This is a genomic window from Flavobacterium arundinis, from assembly GCF_038289855.1.
GTDB classification, from domain to species: domain Bacteria; phylum Bacteroidota; class Bacteroidia; order Flavobacteriales; family Flavobacteriaceae; genus Flavobacterium; species Flavobacterium arundinis.
Window position 1 is genome coordinate 448,760 of the sequence record NZ_JBBYHR010000001.1, and the last position, 19,101, is coordinate 467,860.

Genomic DNA, 19,101 nt, shown 5'->3' on the forward strand with positions numbered 1-19,101 from the left:
TTTTAAATTTGTCGGCTGGCGCTTAACGGCAATTTTGAACAAAAGTAGGAATTTTTACTAATGTTAAATTTGCTTTAACCCTTTTTTATAACTCAAAATCCGTGCCTTAATTATGACCGAGCAGCCTGTTTACATTTTAGCCATTGAAAGTTCGTGCGACGATACCGCTGCAGCCGTGCTCCAAAACGGCAAAATGCTGTCGAATATCGTGGCCAGGCAGGATGTACACGAGCAATACGGCGGTGTAGTTCCCGAGCTTGCCTCACGTGCCCACCAGCAAAATATCGTACCCGTTATTGATGTTGCGCTGAAAAAAGCAGGTGTAGAAAAATCACAGCTTTCCGCAATTGCCTTCACACAGGGGCCAGGGCTTATGGGATCGCTTTTAGTAGGAAGTTCGTTTGCCAAATCGCTTGCCATAGCGCTTAACATTCCCCTGATAGCCGTAAACCACATGCAGGCGCACATCCTTGCCCATTTTATAGATGAGGAAGGATTCGACAAGCCGGAGTTCCCGTTCCTTGCAATGACCATTAGCGGCGGGCATACGCAGATCGTGAAGGTGAACGACTTCTTCGATATGGAAGTCATAGGCGAAACCACCGATGATGCCGTGGGTGAAGCCTTCGATAAAAGCGCCAAGATACTCGGGCTGCCTTATCCCGGCGGACCATTGGTAGACAAATATGCCAAAGAGGGCAATCCGAAAGCGTATGCTTTTACCAAACCAAAAATGCCCGGGCTTGATTTCAGCTTTAGCGGACTGAAGACACAGATACTTTATTTTGTACAGAAAAATGTTGCGGAAAATCCCAATTTTATTGAGGAGAACAGAAACGACATCTGTGCCTCGATACAATATACGATCATCAATATCCTGATGGACAAGCTGAAACTGGCCGTAAAAGAGACAGGCATTACACAGGTGGCTATAGGCGGAGGTGTGTCGGCCAACAGCGGCATCCGCAATACGCTTAAAGAAGCCGAAAAGAAATATGGGTGGAAAACCTTCATCCCAAAATTTGAATACACGACCGATAACGCTGCCATGATAGGCATAGTAGGCTACCATAAATACCTGCAGCACATGTTCAACGATGCGGCTGTGGCATCAAAAGCAAGAATAGAATTATAATGCAGTTATTTTACAACCCCGACATACAGCCCAAGGCAAGCACTTTTGTTTTTGATAAGGAAGAAAGCCGTCACATAGTGAAGGTACTCCGCAAAAAAGAAGGCGATAAGATCCAGATAACTAATGGTGCAGGCCATGTGTTCACATCTGAGATCGTGTTTGCTAATGAGAAAAAATGCGAAGTAAAGATCACCGCCGAGCAAGCGTTTGATCCTACTCCGTATTCACTTCACCTGGCTGTAGCCCCTACAAAGCTTAATGAACGCTACGAATGGTTTTTGGAAAAAGCGACAGAGATAGGCATCCACGAGATAACACCCATCATCTGTGAGCACAGTGAGCGCGTTAACTTTAAAGCCGAAAGGTTTGAGAAGATCGTGCAAAGCGCCATGAAGCAGTCGGTGCAGTTTTATTTGCCAAAGCTAAATGAACCTATAGCCTATAATACTTTTGTAAGTGAGCAGCGTGAAGGCCAGCTTTTCGTAGCCCATTGCGAGGAAACAGAAAAGCAATTGCTTAAGAATGCTTTACAGCCAAAGCAAAAGGTTACCATCCTCATCGGTCCGGAAGGTGATTTCTCTTCAAAAGAAATAAAGCTGGCACTGGAGAAGGATTATGTTCCGGTATCTTTAGGCAACACACGGCTGCGTACGGAGACGGCAGCTGTAGTTGCGGCGCATAGTGTGGCGTTTGTGAATGAGTGAGTAATTCCCCGTTACAATAGCACTGCCTCATTACCTATCATTGCGGCAATTTCTGCGGCTGTAGCCCCGGCAGGAATTTTAGCCTTGGCGTAAGTCCTTTTTTTCTTTGCCTGTATCGTTTCATCAATGCCTTTATCCCTCAATAGCTTAACGAGGTCCCTGTTTTTATGGAAAGCGGCATAGTGTAAAGGCGTCCACCCAAATTCGTCGGTAAGGTTGATGTTACCTGTTTTTTCAAGGCATTTGGCCAGCATGGCGGTAGTGTTCATTTTAGCGGCAAGGTGCAATAGTGAAAAGCCTTTTTCCTCTGTTTCATAAGGATCAAGCCCGTACTCCAGCATTTTAAATATGGCATTCGTTTCAAAAGGCTTCAATTTTGCAGGTTTTTTCAGGCTTTTGAGGAATTCCGGGGCTATAGGTTCAGGGTTTCCTTCGGGATAAAGCGTGTAGCCTTTGTTCATTAGGAATTTTATTTTTTCCAATGCAAGGGCTGTAGCCTCTTCGGAGAAATTAAGGACAATGTCGGTAACTACCTGCATGGTGCTCCGTCCACGATAATCAGGCCTGTTGATGTCGGCGCCAAGCCTTATCATTGTTTCAAGGCTTTCTATCGAACCACTACGCAACGAGTAATGCACCGGGATAAAGCCGTCTTTTTCCTGCGCATTGATGTCTAATCCAAGCCGGAACAAATATTCGATGGTTTCGGGTGTACCTTTCCAGGCCGCCATAGACATTGGTGTGCGCCTGCTTTTATCAAAATCCAGTGTTGCGCCTGCTTCTAAAAGCAGGTCTATGATCTCTATCGCATTTTTCTCTGCAGATGCCGCATCGTGCATGGGTGTATGGCCATTTTTTGATACGGCGTTTACATCCATGCCTTTTGCAATGCATTCCTTTACCAGCCACGTAAGACCGCTCGTGCATGCCGATTGCAGTACCGTATGGCCATCCGTATCCCGGGACAGGGTTATATCTACGCCAAACTCCATGAAAAGGTGTATCATTTCCTCCCTTTGGGGCATGTAGCAAATGCTCAGGAACATTGGCCCATACTGTCCTGTGTTGGGATTGGCGCCATGCTCAAGCAACAATCGCGAAATGGCAATGTCCTTGTCGGTTACATCCCTCCAGTTCTTGGATGCTTTTTCGAGTACGGCTGTTTTATATTTATCGAGACAGGTATTGGGGTCAACGCCTTTCTCCAAAAGCTGCCTTACTGTTTCTACATCTTTATCTCCTACAGCTTTGAACATAGCGTCTATATCCGCCTGGCCCGACTTTTCCCTTCTTGCCTGCCGCATGGGTGCCAGCACTTTGTCCTCAAAACTATAATCGGTTTCAAAATTCTTATAAACTAATGTATATCCTTTGGCCAGCTTTTCATTCACCTTTTTCAGGGCGGATTCCGCATTTATCCTTTGTACATTCTCAGTGCCTTCAGAGCCGATCCTGCCGTAGGTAAACCTCCAAACATCTACCGCCCTCCGGGTCGCACGGTAAAATTTACGGCTCGTGTCATCCTTCAACTCCAGGTAATAGGTAAGACCGTCAATATTATAGGATTTGGTCTCCCACACATCTCCCGGCTGAAGGTGCTCTATCCAGCGGGCATCCTTTACTTCTAAAGTATAAACTGCGCCCGGCAAATATTCTTCTGCATGGAACTTGCCGCTATCCTTATTAAACCCATGCCAGTCCTTATTCAAAAACTTATCGCTAAGCGGGAAATTTTCAAAATTATCCACTTCCAGGCTTTTAATGTAATGTTGTGCGACTTTAAAGCTGTTATTAATATGGTTTTCTTCCTCCTCATAATCCTTTTCTTCGATATCCTGCTTCAGGGGAAAGCTACCCGGCCTGTCCATAAGGAGCTGAAGGGCAAAGCCATGAGTGCGGGGAAGTTCTTCTGCGCCGTAATAAATAAGATAGGTTTTGAAAGTAAGTATTGTTCCCTGCTTTGAAAGCACCCGGATACCGTGAGGCATAAATGACATAATAGTTGTTTTTTCTGTTGGAAAAATAGGAAATATATCACAACTATCGCTTTATTACACATCAAATTTTTAGTAAATTTTCTTTGAAAGATCAAAAGCTGCTCTTTTACGAGCAACTAAAAACACGACACTGCAAATACTTTTGTTTTCCTATATTTACATTCGAATTTCCACGTTATACCAAACATGAAAAAACTTCTCTATATACTACTGCTTTCCCCTGCGCTGCTGATGGCGCAGGAAATCGCTGTTTTAAAATACTCCGGCGGGGGCGACTGGTACGGCAACCCGACCTCCCTGCCCAACCTCGCTAAGTTCTGCAACCAGAATATTCATACAAAAATAAACGCCAAAACCGGTGTTGTAGAAGCCGGGAGTTCCGACCTGTTCTCCTACCCTTTCGTACACATGACAGGGCACGGCAATGTGGTATTCAGCGATAATGATGTCATCAACCTGCGCAGCTATCTTACTTCAGGTGGTTTCCTGCATATCGATGACAACTACGGTATGGACCAATACATCCGCAAAGAGATCAAAAAGATATTCCCCGATAAGGAACTGGTACAGGTGCCTGTAAGCCACGAGATATACAAAGGCCCTTACGCCTTTCCGCAAGGGATGCCGAAAATACACGAACACGACAACAAGCCGCCGCAGGCATGGGGCATTTTTGTAGAAGGCCGGCTGGTACTGCTCTACACGTATGAAACCGACCTTGGCGATGGCTGGGAAGACCCCGAAGTGCACAACGACCCGCGCGAAGCAAGGGAAAAAGCGTTGAAAATGGGAGCGAATATATTGAACTACGCTTTTAATAATTAGGCCATTGGTTATTCCGCAAAGTCGCACAAAGAAGACACAAAGATTCGCAAAGGAGTATTGAGTTCTTAATTTCTATAAGTTGCATTTTTCTTTGCTCTCTTCGTGCATCTTTGCGAAACAGCAATCATTAAAAATGACAATCGAAAGAGCCATCCCATCCGACCATACCACCCTGACAGTAATCACGAAGCAGTCGAAAGCCTATTGGGGTTACAGTACCGAACAGATGGAAGACTGGAACGCGCTTCTTACTATTACTCCTGATTATCTTGCCAATAACGAAGCCTGGAAACTGGTTTCAGGCGGGGAAATTATCGGCTATTATTCTATTTTTGAAATTGACCCGCAAAGCCTCAAGCTTGACAACCTTTTCATTTTACCTGAATTTATTGGCAAAGGCCTTGGCAAAAAACTGATGGACAATGTTTTTGAAAAGGCTGCCTTAAACAACTACTCCTCGATTACTCTCGATGCCGACCCCAATGCAGAAAGCTTTTACCACCATTTTGGTTTTGTTACTATTGGGCAGATTGAGACTTCTGTACCCAACAGGTTTTTACCGGTGATGAGAAAGTTGCTTTAGCTATTTTCACAATACCGCCCGGCATCGGACTCCGGACATCCGACCTGCAACTACCGAATCTCCTTTCTTAATCTTGTATTAAAGCAAAAGGCATTCGTGAAATTTTTCATACATTCGGTGTAACAAACACCGACACTATATGATTACCTCTAAGATTATTGCCAACGGCATACTTCGCGCCCTCGGTATTATTGCCGCTGTATTTTTGCTTTTGCTGTTCCTTTATAAGGTACAGTCGGTGATCATTTACCTGTTTGTGGCGCTTATAGTGAGTATGATCGCAAGCCCGATAGTCTATTTCCTGAAGAGGAAACTTAAGTTTCCCCATATATTGGCGGTCATCACTACATTGCTATTGTTCCTAGGGATGCTTGCCGGGTTCGTGATGTTGTTTGTCCCGCTTATCGTTTCGCAGAGTGAGAATTTATCGCTGCTTGATACTGCCAAACTGGAGCAGGATTTCAACAGCCTGCTGCTGGAAGTCAATAATTATTTCGGCATCGATACGAAAAAAATGATGCAGGAAGCGGACTTTACCAAAAAACTCAATTTTACGTTCATACCAAATTTTATCAATTCCCTGCTGGGCATTCTTAGCGGCTTCGGGATGGGGTTAGCCTCTGTATTATTTATCACCTTCTTTTTCCTTAAAGACAGGAAACTGTTTACCGTCAGTGCAAAAAAGATCCTGCCTGATGCCCATGAAGACAAGATACTCAATTCGTTCCGCAAGATCAATTACCTGCTGAGCCGTTATTTCATTGGCCTTATAGTTCAGATGGCCATACTTTTCACGATGTACCTTACGGTGCTGCTTATCTTTGGCGTGGAGAATGCATTTATCATTGCGTTTACAACGGCATTGCTTAACATAATCCCTTATATCGGCCCGATCATCGCAACTGCATTGGTTATAATCCTTACCCTGCTGGGTCACCTCGGCCCCGACATGCAGGCCGATATGTTCTCCACCACACTGTATGTGGTTATAGGCTACTGTGCGGCGCAATTTGTAGATAACAACATAAGTTCACCGCTCATATTTTCTAACAGCGTTAACTCCCACCCGTTGGAGATTTTTATTGTAATTTTGGCAAGTGGTTTTGTTTTCGGGATACTCGGCATGATCATCGCCGTTCCGGTTTATACTATTATTAAAGTGGTAGCAAAAGAATTTTTCCCTAAAAACCCGATAGTCAAGATACTTACAAAAGACATATAGCTTTGTTTCCACAGCTTTTAGACCCAAAGGTCCAGCAATTTATAAAGGATAACACAGGCAGCCCGCTGGATAAGCTGGCGCTGCAAAAGAACCCGTTTCCCGATATCCCCTGGCCGGAAACCCTGAACCAGATCGCTGCCCGCAAAAGGGCAAAGGACAAGCTGCCTACCTGGTTTGCAACCGAAAATATCATTTACCCGGCTACGATTTCTATTGAGCAAACCTCATCAGAGGCTGCCGCACAGTATAAAAGTGAAGTCGTTAGCGGCAATAGCCTTATCGACCTGACTGGCGGCTTTGGTATTGACGATTATTACTTTTCAAAAAAAGTGAATCATGTAACCCACTGTGAGCTCGACCTGGAACTATCGGCTATAGCTAAACACAACTTTCAGATACTGGGCGCAGGCAATATCGAATGCCTGCCCGGTGACAGCCTTGATGTGTTAGAATTGCTCGAAAGGCAATGGGCCTGGATGTACGTAGACCCGTCGCGTCGAAGTGATGCCAAAGGCAAGGTATTCCTGCTGAAAGACTGCCTCCCGAATGTACCTGAATTACTGAAGACTTACTTTAAATACACCAATAATATCCTGATAAAAACCGCACCCCTGCTCGATATAACCGCCGGGCTGGGCGAGCTGCACTCTGTTAAAGCGATACATATTGTAGCCGTTAATAACGAAGTTAAGGAACTGCTCTGGATATTGGAAAAAGGCTTTACAGGCCCACCAATGCTGTATGCCATCGCCTTAGGTAAAGACAGCCGCGAAGTATTTGAAACGCATTATGACACCGAAGAAGAAGCTTTCTACGAACTTCCCCGCAACTACCTGTACGAACCCAACAGTGCCATTATGAAGTCGGGCGCATTTGATGCAGTCAGCCGCCATTACAATGTTGCAAAGCTTCACAAGCATTCACAGTTATATACGTCTGATGTACTTATCGATTTCCCCGGAAGGAGGTTTGTTATTAATGAAATTATCCCTTTCCAAAAAGCAGGCATGAAGCAAATGGAAGGCAAAAAGATGAACATCACAGTACGTAACTTTCCTGTCTCTGTAGAAGAGCTCCGCAAAAAATGGAAGATAAAAGATGGCGGGGATGTTTATGCCTTTTTTACTACCAATAAAAAGGATGAAAAATTGGTACTTGTTTGCTCAAAAGCCTGATTTTTTTGGGCGTGCCGCTTCCGCAAGCTCCAGCGTCGGGCCATCGCTGTATCTGCTCCGTTCCTCCGCAGGATGCCGCTCCTGTCCCTCACGCGGGCTACACTCTTGCCGGATTGTTACGCCCTTTCAGGGCTAACGTAAGCTCGCTATAAATGTCCACGGGCGATGCCCATGGCTAATTTGTTTAACCCCGTTGGGGTTGTGGAATCGAAAACCTGAAATTATTGAAAATTTGATGAATGTCCGTCCTGGCTCCCCTCTCCTTTGGAGAGGGGTTGGGGGTGAGGCCCGCGTGAGGGACAGTAGCGGCATCCCCGACGCAGGAGGGATACAGCGGATGACCCGACGGCGGAGGCACGGAGCCGGCACGCCCAAAAAATTATCGTATTATTCTACCGGAATTAATTTATAAATTGCTGCTGCCGGAGCCTCTACAGCAACATAGATATAACCGTCGGGTCCCATTCTTACATCGCGTACACGCCCGATATTTTTGAGGAGCTTTTCTTCTTTTACAATTTTAGTGCCGTCCAGCCAGGACAGGTTAAGGTACTGGAAACGAAGCGAGCCTGAAAGCACCGCGCCCTTCCACGGCTTATATTTATCTCCTGTTACAAACGCCATCCCCGATGGGCCAATAGACGGAATCCAGTAATGCTGCGGGTCGGTTATACCAGGTGCGGTGGTTTTATCGGTAATAGTCGTACCGTTATAATTAATGCCATAACTCGTAACGGGCCAGCCATAGTTTTTACCGGCCTGCATTATATTGATCTCGTCACCACCGCGGGGACCATGTTCATTCTCCCATAATTCTCCCGTAAAGGGGTTAAGCGCTAATCCCTGAGGGTTACGGTTGCCATAGGTGTAAAGCGATGTTACTTTCCCAGATTTGTCCTTTATAGGATTATCAGCGGGAATGCTGCCATCATCATTGATACGGTGTGTCTTGCCCAACTGGTTATTATCGGTAGTCTGCGGATTTTCTTTTTCATTGCCCCGCTCCCCTACCGAAATAAACAAATGCCCCTTGCCGTCAAATACCAGGCGGCTGCCATAATGGTGACGCGTTGGCGCATAAGGAAGCGCTTCGAAGATTATTTTTTGTTCTGACAGTCCGCCCCTGCCCAGTTTGGCACGCATTACAGCAGTTGTGGCGAGGCGTTTGTTATCGGGATGGGGTTTTGAGTAGGAGAAATAGATCAGCTGGTTTTTTCCGAAATCGGGGTGCAGGGCAATATCCAGCAGCCCGCCCTGCCCTTCGGCAACTACATCCGGCACTCCTTTAATTTCCTGTTTCTGCTTATTAAAGACTTTGTAAAGCTTACCGCCCCTTTCGGTAACGAGCATGCCGCCATCAGGGAGGAAGGCCATACCCCACGGCACATCGATGCCCGTAGCAACCGCTTCGAGCTTTACCGTCATGCTTTCGCTTTTAAAAATATCGGATGTGGGCCTGTCGTTGAAATCGTATTCTTTACGGTTTTTAATTCCCGTAAGGATATATTCCGCAAGTTCCTGTACCTCAGCATCATTAAAAGTTTCTGCAAACGCAGGCATTCCCTCATCGGGCCATCCGGCCTTTATGCTTTTCATTAAATCTTTCAGACCATTGCCGTGCTTCCAGTCGCGATCCACGAAGGCATTCATTTTTTCGCCATGGCATCCGGCGCAATAGGTGGCATAATTTTCTGCCGGGTTGGCAATAGAAACCATCGTTTCGTTACTATTAGCAACGGTATAGCCCTCATTCCTCCTGATATAGAAAATTGACGTAACCGCTATGAATAATGTGGCAGATATAAAATAATGACTTCGCATAGAATAAGTTTAATGAATTGGAACCTTTGATAAAACTACCACATTCTGCGGTAATTGCCAACCCGGCAAAATTAAATTAACATTGGCATTACATTTGCCATTTGCAATACGCGCTAAATAACTATATTTGGCACCTATACATAGCACATTAATGAAAAAAATCTTACTATTTACCCTTCTTTTCCTATCATCATTTGCCGTAACCGCACAGGAAGAATGCAAAACCAATGAAGTGACCAATGAAGATGGTACCATCGTAAAATCGACAACTGATTACATGATGTACGAAAAAGTGTTTGCAGGCACTTCGCAATTCATATTCTTCTCGCTCTCTAATAGTGACGGCGTACCGATGCTTAACTTCCAGATGCTCTTTAAAAGCAAGGAATTCCCAAAGGCCTATTGCCTTGACAAAGCCTCCAGGATATATATACAGTTGAATAATGGCAAGATCGTGACCCTCATTAGCGCGCTAGACGAGCAATGCGCCGGACTGGTTTATGATGCAGCCGAAAAGAATAATATCAGGGTGCTTACAGGAGTTTTCCTGTTTACTATGGGATCGCTTGAGGACCTTGAGAAATTCCCAATATCATTCATAAGGATCAAGTATTCTAATGAAACTGTAGATTATCCCGTGAAGAAAGAGCTGAATAGCGAAACGATGTCAAAAAAGTACTATCCGGAGAGTTATTTCATCAATTCGCTGAAATGCATAAAATAAGCGGGCGTCAATTACAGATGTATAGCATTGACTGTTAAATACTTTAAAATAGTATTTCAAAAAAATCAAAAAAACCTTAAAAAATAGTTGCAGATAATAATATCAACTGTTACATTTGCAACCGCAAAAAGGCTAAAGCTTTTGAGCGAGCAGGAGAGGTGCCGGAGTGGTAACGGAGCAGATTGCTAATCTGTCGACGTGCAAACGTCGCCAGGGTTCGAGTCCCTGTCTCTCCGCTTTTTTCTTTCGGGGTGTAGCGTAGCCCGGTCATCGCGCCTGGTTTGGGACCAGGAGGTCGCAGGTTCGAATCCTGCCACCCCGACAAAATAGAGGTCAAAATACCTCAAAACCCGTAAATTGTAAGTATTTACGGGTTTTTTTGTGCCTTTTTGGTATCAAAATACCCCATAATAATCAAAGTAAATGTGAGTTATTCGGTGAGTCTTTTTCAAGTTTAAAAAAAGACTCACAAAAATGCGTTTAAAATACTGCTGTACAAATTGTTACATCCGTTTCTTTAACACTTTTTAACGCCGTATAATGCCTATCAAAGCCACCTGATGTGAGCAATTAAATTGAATCGGTACTTAATGTAAGTTTAATTTAATAGTACATTGGTATGAAAAGCACAAACACCTTCGGTATTCAATTTATCATAAGATTACCGAGAAATGAAAACAACTTGCAGGCTCTCGTATACGCCCGCATTACAGTAAATGGCCGCAGGGCCGAAATTTCCTTAAAACAAAAAGTCGATCCAAAAGCCTGGGATGAGGCTAAGGGCCGCGCTAAAGGAAAGAGCGAAGAAATTATAAAGCTAAACAACCATCTTGAACGTATACGTACGCTTATTGCCGATGGCTACAACGACCTGGTGCAGCAGCGAAAGCCTGTAACGGTTGATACTGTTAAGGCTCTATTCCTTGGTTGTGACGAGGAAATAATGACTCTAGTGAAACTTATGGACTACCATAGTGAGCAGTCAGTACATAGGCTCGCTCCCGGTACCATGAAGAATTATACAACAACACAGAAGTATCTAATTAAATTCATCCGTGAGAAATACTACAGGAACGATATCGTGCTCTCAGAACTTAATTATAAATTCTTACTGGACTTCGAGACCTACCTGAATAATTATACTCCCAAAGACCATCAAAAGCCACTTAATAATAATGGTATTATGAAGCATATTGAAAGGCTTCGTAAAATGATAAATATGGCTGTATTATTAGATTGGCTGCCCAAAGATCCTTTTGCCAACTTTAAAAAACATTATGAAAAGGTAGAACGCCACTGCTTAAATACAGCTGAGATAAACACATTAGCACAAAAGGAATTTAAAATAGACCGTTTAAAAAACGTCCGTGATATGTTCCTTTTTAGCTGCTATACCGGGCTTGCCTATATTGACCTTGCGAAGCTGAGAACTGAAAATATCGTAACCGGCGTTGATGGTGAGCTTTGGATATACACCAACCGGGCAAAGACCGATACGAACGTACGCGTACCGATACTGCCACAGGCAAGGGAATTGATGGAAATGTACTTTGATGACCCTCGGGCACAAAGCAACGGTACAGTCTTCCCTGTGATCTCTAACCAGCGTATGAACGGCTACCTTAAAGAGATTGCTGACCTAGGCGGCATAACTAAGACTTTGACCTTTCATATCGCGCGGCATACCTTTGCCACTACTGTTACCCTTAGTAATGGGGTGCCAATTGAAAGCGTATCGAAAATGCTGGGCCACACTAGTATCCGCACAACGCAGATCTATGCAAAGGTTGTAGAAGCTAAGCTTAGTGAAGATATGGGAAAGCTAAAAGATCGTTTGTCACAGAACATGGCTTATAATGTTAACCTTAAAAATTAGCCATGGAAAATATAGCTTCAAATGAATTGGCGCAAAGAATATCAGGTTTACTAATGATGCTAGGCACAGAATTGTCCAATCGGTCAATCACACAATGGTGCTGACGTACTTTGAAATTGGGCGCATGATTGTCGAAGAAGAGCAGAACGGAAATGTTCGGGCGGATTATGGAGCCCAACTATTAAAAAACACTGTCAATAAAGTTGACGGTAGATTTTGGAAAAGGTTTTTCACAGCGAAATCTTGAGCAGATGAGGGCAGTTCTACCTTGTATACTCAAAAGCGCAGACACTGTCTGCGGAATTTGAGTACGATAACGAAACTGTCAAAAAAATTCCAATTAAGCTGGTCCCACCATCTCAAACTGATGCGTATCGAGGATGTAAACGAAAGAAATTTTTATGAAATTGAATCCTATAAGAATAACTGGAGCCTCAGGGAACTGGAAAGACAATATAATTCGGCACTTTATACACGTCTGTCACTAAGCAGAGATGGACCGCAGGTTCGAAGGCTAGCCAAAGAGAGCCAATTCTTGAAAAAACCTCAGGATGCAATTAAGGATCCCTACATCTTAGAATTTATAGGCCCGCCGGAACAATTTATTTAAATTACTTATATCAGGTGAGCATGTAATTTTTTTTGGAAAATGAAAAAACCGCCTCAATTGAATATTGGGACGGCTTCACAGGTATTGAATCGGTTTGCTAAGAACTATTTCTTCACGATAATGAACTCTGAGCGGCGGTTTTGTGCGTGCTGCTCTTCGGTACACTCGGTGCAGGCAACCTTAGGCTGGCTCTCACCATAGCCTTCGCCGGAGATGCGCTCCTTAGCAATGCCTTTGGAGATCACATACTGCACGGTTGATTTCGCCCTGCGGTTAGACAGCGCCATGTTGTATTTGTCGCTGCCACGGCTATCCGTGTGCGATTTAGCCATGATAACCATTTCAGGATTAGCTTTCATTGCTTCCACTAGCTTGTCAAGTTCGAAAGCAGCTTCTTTAGTGATGTTGCTTTTGTTGAATTCGAAATAGATTTCATTAAGCACCACTGCTACCGGGGTCACGATATCCTGTATCGGCTCAAGGTCAAGGTTTATGTTAGCCTGTGGCCCTTTGCCCGCAGGTATCTTCGCTGTGCCGTTGCTGTATTTCTCCATGCTGCCCTGAAGGCCATAGCCCCTGTTGCAGTCTACATTGTAGGTCACCATACCTTTAGCATCGGCTGTCCTGGTTTCAATAACATTGTTCTTTTCGTCAAGTATCGCTACCCTTGCACCCGCAATTGGCTGCATGGTCTTTTTGTCTCTTACCTGTACGATCGCTTCTACTGCACACAATGGTGTTGCGCTGTAGATCTTGTCGAAGCCGTCACGGTTTGAGGAGAAGAAACCCATGTTGTTCTTGGTATTGAAGGTAAAGGCGAAGTCGTCTTTAGGGCCGTTTACAGGAGCCCCTACGTTGATGGCATCAGTGCCTTTATTCAGGTCGATCATAAATACATCCAGTGAGCCAAAGCCTTTGTGGCCGTCCGAAGAGAAGAACAGTTTGTTGTCATCGGTGATGAACGGGAAGCTCTCGCGTCCTGTGGTGTTTACTTTAGGGCCAAGGTTTACCGGCTCGCCAAAAGTGTTCTTGCCCGTCACTTCTACTTTCCAGATATCGTTGCCCCCCATGGTGCCTTCCCTGTCTGATGAGAAGTATAATGTCTTGCCGTCTTTACTGATGGCAGGGTTGCCTGTTGACCATTTCTGATTATTGAACGGTACGGGTTCTATATTCCCCCATTTGCCGTTTTCTTTGGTGGCTACATACAAATAGACCTGCCCCAGCTTAAGGTTGTTTTCCTTATCCCTTTCGTATTGCTTGCGCTCCTTGAAGCTCTCGCTCGAGAAGTACATGGTGTTGCCATCGGCGGTTACCGATGCCGGGCCGTCATGGTAGCGGCTGTTCACCTCCGGCAATAGTGCCGGCTCGCTGTAGGTACCGTTAGCATTGTAGGTTGCGGTATACAAGTCAAGGAAGGGCTCTTCGCTCCATCCGTAGTTCCTTCTTGCGGTATTCCTCGCGCTGGTAAAGTACAGGGTGTTGTCATCGGCAAGCACTGCCCCGAAGGAACCGTATTTCTTGTCGTTGATGTCCAGGGCTTTCTCATCATAAAGCTTCGCCTGGTTCCTTAACTTTGGAAGGTAGTTCGGGTCTTTTTTGAACTCCACCGCCCTTGTATCACCAGGGGCCATTGATGCAAATTTCTGCATTTGTGCATTGGCTTCCTCATACTTGCCTTCGGCTTTCAGCATCTGGGCATAGCGCCAGTACACTTCGGCGTCCGTGCTGCCTTCAATGGCTTTTGGGTACCATTTTACGGCTTCCTTGCTGTTGAATACATTGTAGTAGCTGTCGGCTATCTGACCGTAAACATAAGTATCTTTCTGGTCCAGCTTTTCGTAGGCCTTGGCTGCATCCACGTATTCATAACGGGCATACAGCTTGTCGGCTGCTTCCAGGTCTTTGTTATCCTGTGCCGTTACTGCCATAGTGGCGAGCATAAAACTAAGGGTAATATATAATTTCTTCATTGTCTTATCTTATTATGTCGCTTTTAGGTTAGAAATAACGTGGGGAACGGGATACTTTTTTCGGGAAGTTCACATCAAACAAAAGCATGATCTCGTGCGAGGCAGGGGTCGTTACTTTCAGGTCTGATACGATGTGGTCGTACGCATAGCCGATCCTCAGGTTAGGGGTGATCGCATAGTTCACCATCCCACCGTAAGAATCGTCAAGGCGGTAGGTCGCGCCTATCTCAAATTTGTTGAAGAACAAGAAGTTCAGCGAGCCGTCGATCGATGGATCTACCCCAAAGGCCGACTTGATCATGAACGTGGGCTTCATCTTAAGGTTGTCGGTCAGGTCGAATACATAACCTCCCGTAAGGAAGTAATGCGATACTTCTGACCCGAACTGGTAAGCTGTGCCGTTGTTGGTCACATCAAGGTGCTTGCTCTTTAGCATGTTCGGTACCGAGAAGGCCAGATAGTATTTGTTGGTATAGTAAAACACACCGGTTCCTATGTTCAGGTAGGTATTATTAACGTTTTCCTGGAAGGCAGGGTCACCCGGATCCGGCACATAGCCGTTACCGATGTCGTCATACAGGCCTACATTGTGCATCGTGGCGCCTGCTTTTAATCCAAGGGCCAGCTTGTGCTCGCCGCCTAATTTAAGGGTGTAGGAGAAGTCGGCATAAACGTTGGTTTCCTGTACCGGCCCGATCTGGTCGACAATCGCCGATAGGCCCAATCCTACGTTCTTCCCTACAGGGCTGTGCCCTGAAAAGGTACCCGTGCTCGGGGAATCCTGGATGTCTACCCATTGTTTGCGGTACAACAGTCCAAAGGCAAGGTTTTCCTTTGAGCCTACATACGCCGGGTTGATCACGTTCATGTTGTACATGTACTGCGTGTAGTGCGGGTCCTGCTGGGCGCTCGCGTCCAACAGCCCTCCTAGAGCTAATAATGCTGCAAGGTAAAATTTCTTCATGTGGTTAATTTTGTTATTTTACTATAAGCAATACCGGCCGCAAAGATCTTGTTATTACAAAAACTACTACATAAATATAAAACTGATCTTTCCTTGCGGCCTGGGTATTACAATTCTTTTTTTATAATTTAACGCAACAGCGAGAAATGAGCCCTGAATTCCCTGTTGTTGCCATCAACCATAAATGTTACCGTGAACCAGTAATCAGTTGCAGGAAGCGTGTTGCCGTTATAGGTACCGTCCCACCCTTCTCTCAAAGGGTCGAATTGTTTTATCAGTTTTCCATAGCGGTCGAAAATATTGATCTGGGCTTTGTATTCCCGTGTGAAGCCCCAGATATTCCACAGATCATGGAGCCCGTCTCCATTCGGGCTAAAATAGCGCGGATAATCGATCACTCTTATTTCTGTCGTAAATATCTTGGCGCACTGATCTGGATCCGGTATAAAAGTATAGCTCCTTTTTCCCGAAACGGCCATGTCAATATAGGGGTCGTACCAGGTACCCGATACCCCATTGTTGGAAACGGTGGGCAATTCCTGCGATGCTCCTTTAAAAAAATACACGGCCTCCAAATTAAATTCCGGTGTTATATTCTCTGTTACCTCAACCTGCAATACTACCTGTTCGACCGTACATTGACCAATATCGGGGGTAAATATATATGTTAGTATACCTGCATTCGAAGTGTTGATTACAGCGGGGCTCCAGGTCCCATGGATTCCGTTGTCGGATATAGCTGGCAATCGTATTGGCTGAGAGCCTAAACAATATACCTGCTGCAGATCAAAAAGCGAAGCCGCTCCCTGTATCACGATAACTTCTATTTCAAGTAGTCCTGAAATACATCCCTGCGGGCTTACAGCCTCTACCCAATAGCTTGTAGTTGCTGAAAGTGCAGGTGTGGTAAATACTATCCCTGTCGCTACCGGCAGCGCAGCGGTTGCATCGCTGTACCAATTTATAGTATTTCCAGGTGATGATGCAGTAAGCACTGTTGTTTCGCCTGTACAGATGGTAATATTGGTGTCTTCCACCGTTACATCAGGAGTGGGTTCGACGATAACAGAAACTTCTGCCCTGCCCGAAAAGCAGCCCTGGGGAGATCTTGCTTCTACCCACCAGGATGCGGACTGTATTAGCTGTGGGGTCGTGAAAGCCGTTCCCGTCGCTACAGGCTGGGCTGCTGTTTCGCTGCTGTACCAGTTTATGATATTTCCCGTAGAGGATGCACTAAACATTACTACCGAACCTTCACATGCTGTAACATTGACATCCGCTACCGTCACAATAGGCAATGCATTGACAGTAACAGAGACCTGTGTCCTGGCTGAGAGACATCCTGAGGGAGCTACCGCTTCTACCCAGTAGCTAGTATTTGATGTGAGTATAGGCGTAGTAAATTGCGTTCCTGTTGCAACAGGCAGGACTGCTGCTGCACTGTTGTACCAGTTTATAGTATTTCCTGGTGACGATGCTATTAATATAGCTGTAGTACCGGAACAGGTCACTGCATTTTGCGTGGAGACTGACAGGGAATTGACCGTAACAGTAACCTTTGTCCTTCCGGAAAGGCATCCTGCCGGGGATACGGCTTCTACCCAATAGCTCGCGTTTGCGGTAAGCACAGGGGTTTCATAATTATTCCCTGTAAAAATGGGCGTTGTCCCGTTTTGTGTAGCATACCAGTTTATGGTGTCAGATGGCTGTGCAGTTACCTGCAATACCACTGTGTTCCCGCTACATAAAGTGACAACGGCCTGTGTGTTTAACACCGGGGTTTCGTTCACTACCAATTGCATCTGCCTGATCGTATAACATCCATGTTCATTTTCTATTCGTATCCATAAGCTTTTAGATACTGGTGTCGTATAGCCCGAAGGCAATGCATCTTCTTTATCTTTTGCTTTTTGTTCTGTAGCATGAAAAGTGATCGTTACATCTTCATTGTTCGGGTTTATCTGCGAATAACTCTCTGTAAGGTTAAAAGTATGTGTTGCCCCCTGCGGGACACATATATCCTGCTCAGCATTTTCAGCTTCAGGAGCAGCAATAATAGTAATTTCCGTAGCGGAAATATAGGCTTTTCCGCCAATGGTCACGCTTAAGGTAACAGTATATGTCCCTGCTGCTGCATAGGTATGTTCCGGCGCTTCATCTGTTGAAGTATTGCCGTCGCCAAAGTCCCAAAGCACGGTCGAAGTGGTCGTGGCCCGGTTCACGTGGCAGTAACTAAAAGCCAAAGATGAACCTTCACAAGCTTCGGTAATAGTATCAATATCATTTATAAAAAGCTTTACATGGTACATGTAAGGAATAAAATTCGGCAACCCGAAACCCCGCCTCCGCCCCAGCGATACAGCATCGTGCACATAGCCCGGGCTGCCAAAATTATCGGGGTCATTGATCACAGAAAGATATTCATCAATAGCATATTGCTTTTTATCAGCATAATATATTTTATTATCCGGCCCTAATTGTAAAGCCCCCTGCATATTACCATTGTTGGTAGCTAAAGTAACTTCAGAATTTACAGGCATCGAAGTAAGGTCATACTGGAGCAGATTATTAGCGGTAGAAGCATATAACACCGTATTATCGGGGGAGAATTCCACACCATAGTATTGCCTTGGAAGCGCATACAATATGTTTTCATTACTCACGGTGCCATCGTTATTATTAAAATCATACACCCTTAGCCCACCGTTTTCTGTAAAGGAAGTATAGGCAATTTTTTTACCATCGTGTGAAGCCCGAAGGTATCCGGCACCGGGAAGTATTGAATTTGGTCCTCCTGCAGACACCACAGGATTTGCATCAACCCCTCCTGAAGTTACAGAAAATGAGTAGAATTTCCCAAAATAACTGGTAATTACCCAGTAGCCGGAACAGTCTGCCCTGGCAACGGCAGTAAGCTGTTCATTACATCTTTGCAAACCGCTAAGCGGTAAAGGGATATTTTTTACAGTTACTTCCCCATCGACCCCAAGAGACATATCTACAATACTATAGTTCAATCCTTTCGATTGCGATCCCAGGGGCAATTCCAAAAAACGCTCAATCGCATCGGTTGTAAAAATATAATACAAACCGGCAGTATTGGGGGCCGGTACGATAATGGATGACTGTGTACTCGACCTATGCCCGTGCAACCCTGTCCCGTTTGGCATGATGGCATGGTTACGGGTATATACAGTACTGCCATCCGTATAAAAAAGTAAGTTCCCAAATTCATCTGAAAAACTTGCTGTACCTTCATTGGCATCCATCTGGCTGCTGTTATCTATAACTAGTACGCCCGATGTAAAGTCCAGGCCTGCATTTTTGCCAAAATACCAATGTGACGTTTCTAACTGCCCATATACAGCACTATGAGCGCATAGCAGCAACACAATTGCAATACGGTATTTATGTATCATTTTCATTAGGTTACTATTAAAACCTTTACTTTTTTATAAGCGGGGTATTTGGGAGCTTTTGTGCTCCCATTCC

General features: G+C 45.0%; 13 protein-coding genes, 2 tRNA genes and 1 pseudogene. 11 read left to right on the top strand and 5 right to left on the bottom strand.

Features of this window, described 5'->3' with window-relative positions; all coding sequences use genetic code 11:
* The first annotated feature begins 112 nt into the window (after nucleotides 1-112).
* Both tsaD and AAEO56_RS02010 read left to right on the top strand, forming a co-directional pair.
* Nucleotides 113-1,135 (top strand): tRNA (adenosine(37)-N6)-threonylcarbamoyltransferase complex transferase subunit TsaD, encoded by a 1,023-nt coding sequence (gene tsaD / locus AAEO56_RS02005; protein ID WP_341695342.1) that lies wholly within the window; start codon nucleotides 113-115, stop codon nucleotides 1,133-1,135.
* Nucleotides 1,135-1,839, top strand: a complete 705-nt coding sequence (locus AAEO56_RS02010; protein WP_341695343.1) for a 16S rRNA (uracil(1498)-N(3))-methyltransferase — start codon at nucleotides 1,135-1,137, stop codon at nucleotides 1,837-1,839. The genes tsaD and AAEO56_RS02010 overlap by 1 nt, the downstream gene beginning before the upstream one ends.
* A gap of 11 nt (nucleotides 1,840-1,850) precedes the next feature.
* Here AAEO56_RS02010 and AAEO56_RS02015 read toward each other — a convergent pair whose 3' ends face one another.
* A complete protein-coding gene (locus AAEO56_RS02015; RefSeq protein WP_341695344.1) occupies nucleotides 1,851-3,836 on the bottom strand; it encodes an ankyrin repeat domain-containing protein in 1,986 nt (661 codons plus the stop codon).
* A 186-nt stretch (nucleotides 3,837-4,022) separates the two neighbouring features.
* Here AAEO56_RS02015 and AAEO56_RS02020 point away from each other — a divergent pair, with 186 nt between their 5' ends.
* From AAEO56_RS02020 to AAEO56_RS02035, 4 genes are all read left to right on the top strand, one after another.
* A complete protein-coding gene (locus AAEO56_RS02020; protein WP_341695345.1) occupies nucleotides 4,023-4,661 on the top strand; it encodes a DUF4159 domain-containing protein in 639 nt (212 codons plus the stop codon).
* A 133-nt stretch (nucleotides 4,662-4,794) separates the two neighbouring features.
* The gene (locus AAEO56_RS02025) at nucleotides 4,795-5,244 is read left to right on the top strand and encodes a GNAT family N-acetyltransferase (protein WP_341695346.1); all 450 of its coding nucleotides are present in this window, start codon (nucleotides 4,795-4,797) and stop codon (nucleotides 5,242-5,244) included.
* A 139-nt stretch (nucleotides 5,245-5,383) separates the two neighbouring features.
* Nucleotides 5,384-6,466 (top strand): AI-2E family transporter, encoded by a 1,083-nt coding sequence (locus tag AAEO56_RS02030; RefSeq protein ID WP_341695347.1) that lies wholly within the window; start codon nucleotides 5,384-5,386, stop codon nucleotides 6,464-6,466.
* 2 nt (nucleotides 6,467-6,468) lie between these two features.
* The gene (locus AAEO56_RS02035) at nucleotides 6,469-7,641 is read left to right on the top strand and encodes a class I SAM-dependent methyltransferase (protein ID WP_341695348.1); all 1,173 of its coding nucleotides are present in this window, start codon (nucleotides 6,469-6,471) and stop codon (nucleotides 7,639-7,641) included.
* 387 nt (nucleotides 7,642-8,028) lie between these two features.
* On the opposite strand, the gene AAEO56_RS02040 is transcribed toward AAEO56_RS02035, so the two are convergent.
* The gene (locus tag AAEO56_RS02040) at nucleotides 8,029-9,462 is read right to left on the bottom strand and encodes a PQQ-dependent sugar dehydrogenase (protein ID WP_341695349.1); all 1,434 of its coding nucleotides are present in this window, start codon (nucleotides 9,460-9,462) and stop codon (nucleotides 8,029-8,031) included.
* Nucleotides 9,463-9,613: 151 nt separating this feature from the next.
* Here AAEO56_RS02040 and AAEO56_RS02045 point away from each other — a divergent pair, with 151 nt between their 5' ends.
* The 5 genes and pseudogenes from AAEO56_RS02045 to AAEO56_RS19275 all read left to right on the top strand — a co-directional run bounded on the left by AAEO56_RS02045 (nucleotide 9,614) and on the right by AAEO56_RS19275 (nucleotide 12,672).
* Nucleotides 9,614-10,186, top strand: coding sequence for a hypothetical protein (locus AAEO56_RS02045; RefSeq protein ID WP_341695350.1), 573 nt, complete (start codon nucleotides 9,614-9,616; stop codon nucleotides 10,184-10,186).
* A gap of 152 nt (nucleotides 10,187-10,338) precedes the next feature.
* Nucleotides 10,339-10,422, top strand: a tRNA-Ser gene (locus tag AAEO56_RS02050).
* Nucleotides 10,423-10,433: 11 nt separating this feature from the next.
* Nucleotides 10,434-10,508, top strand: a tRNA-Pro gene (locus AAEO56_RS02055).
* A 297-nt stretch (nucleotides 10,509-10,805) separates the two neighbouring features.
* Nucleotides 10,806-12,062 (top strand): site-specific integrase, encoded by a 1,257-nt coding sequence (locus AAEO56_RS02060; protein ID WP_341695351.1) that lies wholly within the window; start codon nucleotides 10,806-10,808, stop codon nucleotides 12,060-12,062.
* A 40-nt stretch (nucleotides 12,063-12,102) separates the two neighbouring features.
* Nucleotides 12,103-12,672: pseudogene (locus AAEO56_RS19275) on the top strand (DUF1016 N-terminal domain-containing protein).
* A 104-nt stretch (nucleotides 12,673-12,776) separates the two neighbouring features.
* On the opposite strand, the gene AAEO56_RS02065 reads toward AAEO56_RS19275, so the two are convergent.
* The 3 genes from AAEO56_RS02065 to AAEO56_RS02075 form a co-directional block, all read right to left on the bottom strand.
* Entirely contained in the window at nucleotides 12,777-14,645 is a 1,869-nt protein-coding gene (locus AAEO56_RS02065) for an OmpA family protein (RefSeq protein WP_341695352.1), read from the bottom strand.
* Nucleotides 14,646-14,673: 28 nt separating this feature from the next.
* Nucleotides 14,674-15,609: a PorP/SprF family type IX secretion system membrane protein gene (locus tag AAEO56_RS02070; RefSeq protein ID WP_341695353.1), complete on the bottom strand. Its 936-nt coding sequence runs from the start codon at nucleotides 15,607-15,609 to the stop codon at nucleotides 14,674-14,676.
* 128 nt (nucleotides 15,610-15,737) lie between these two features.
* Nucleotides 15,738-19,028, bottom strand: a complete 3,291-nt coding sequence (locus AAEO56_RS02075) for an Ig-like domain-containing protein (RefSeq protein WP_341695354.1) — start codon at nucleotides 19,026-19,028, stop codon at nucleotides 15,738-15,740.
* Nucleotides 19,029-19,101: the final 73 nt, after the last annotated feature.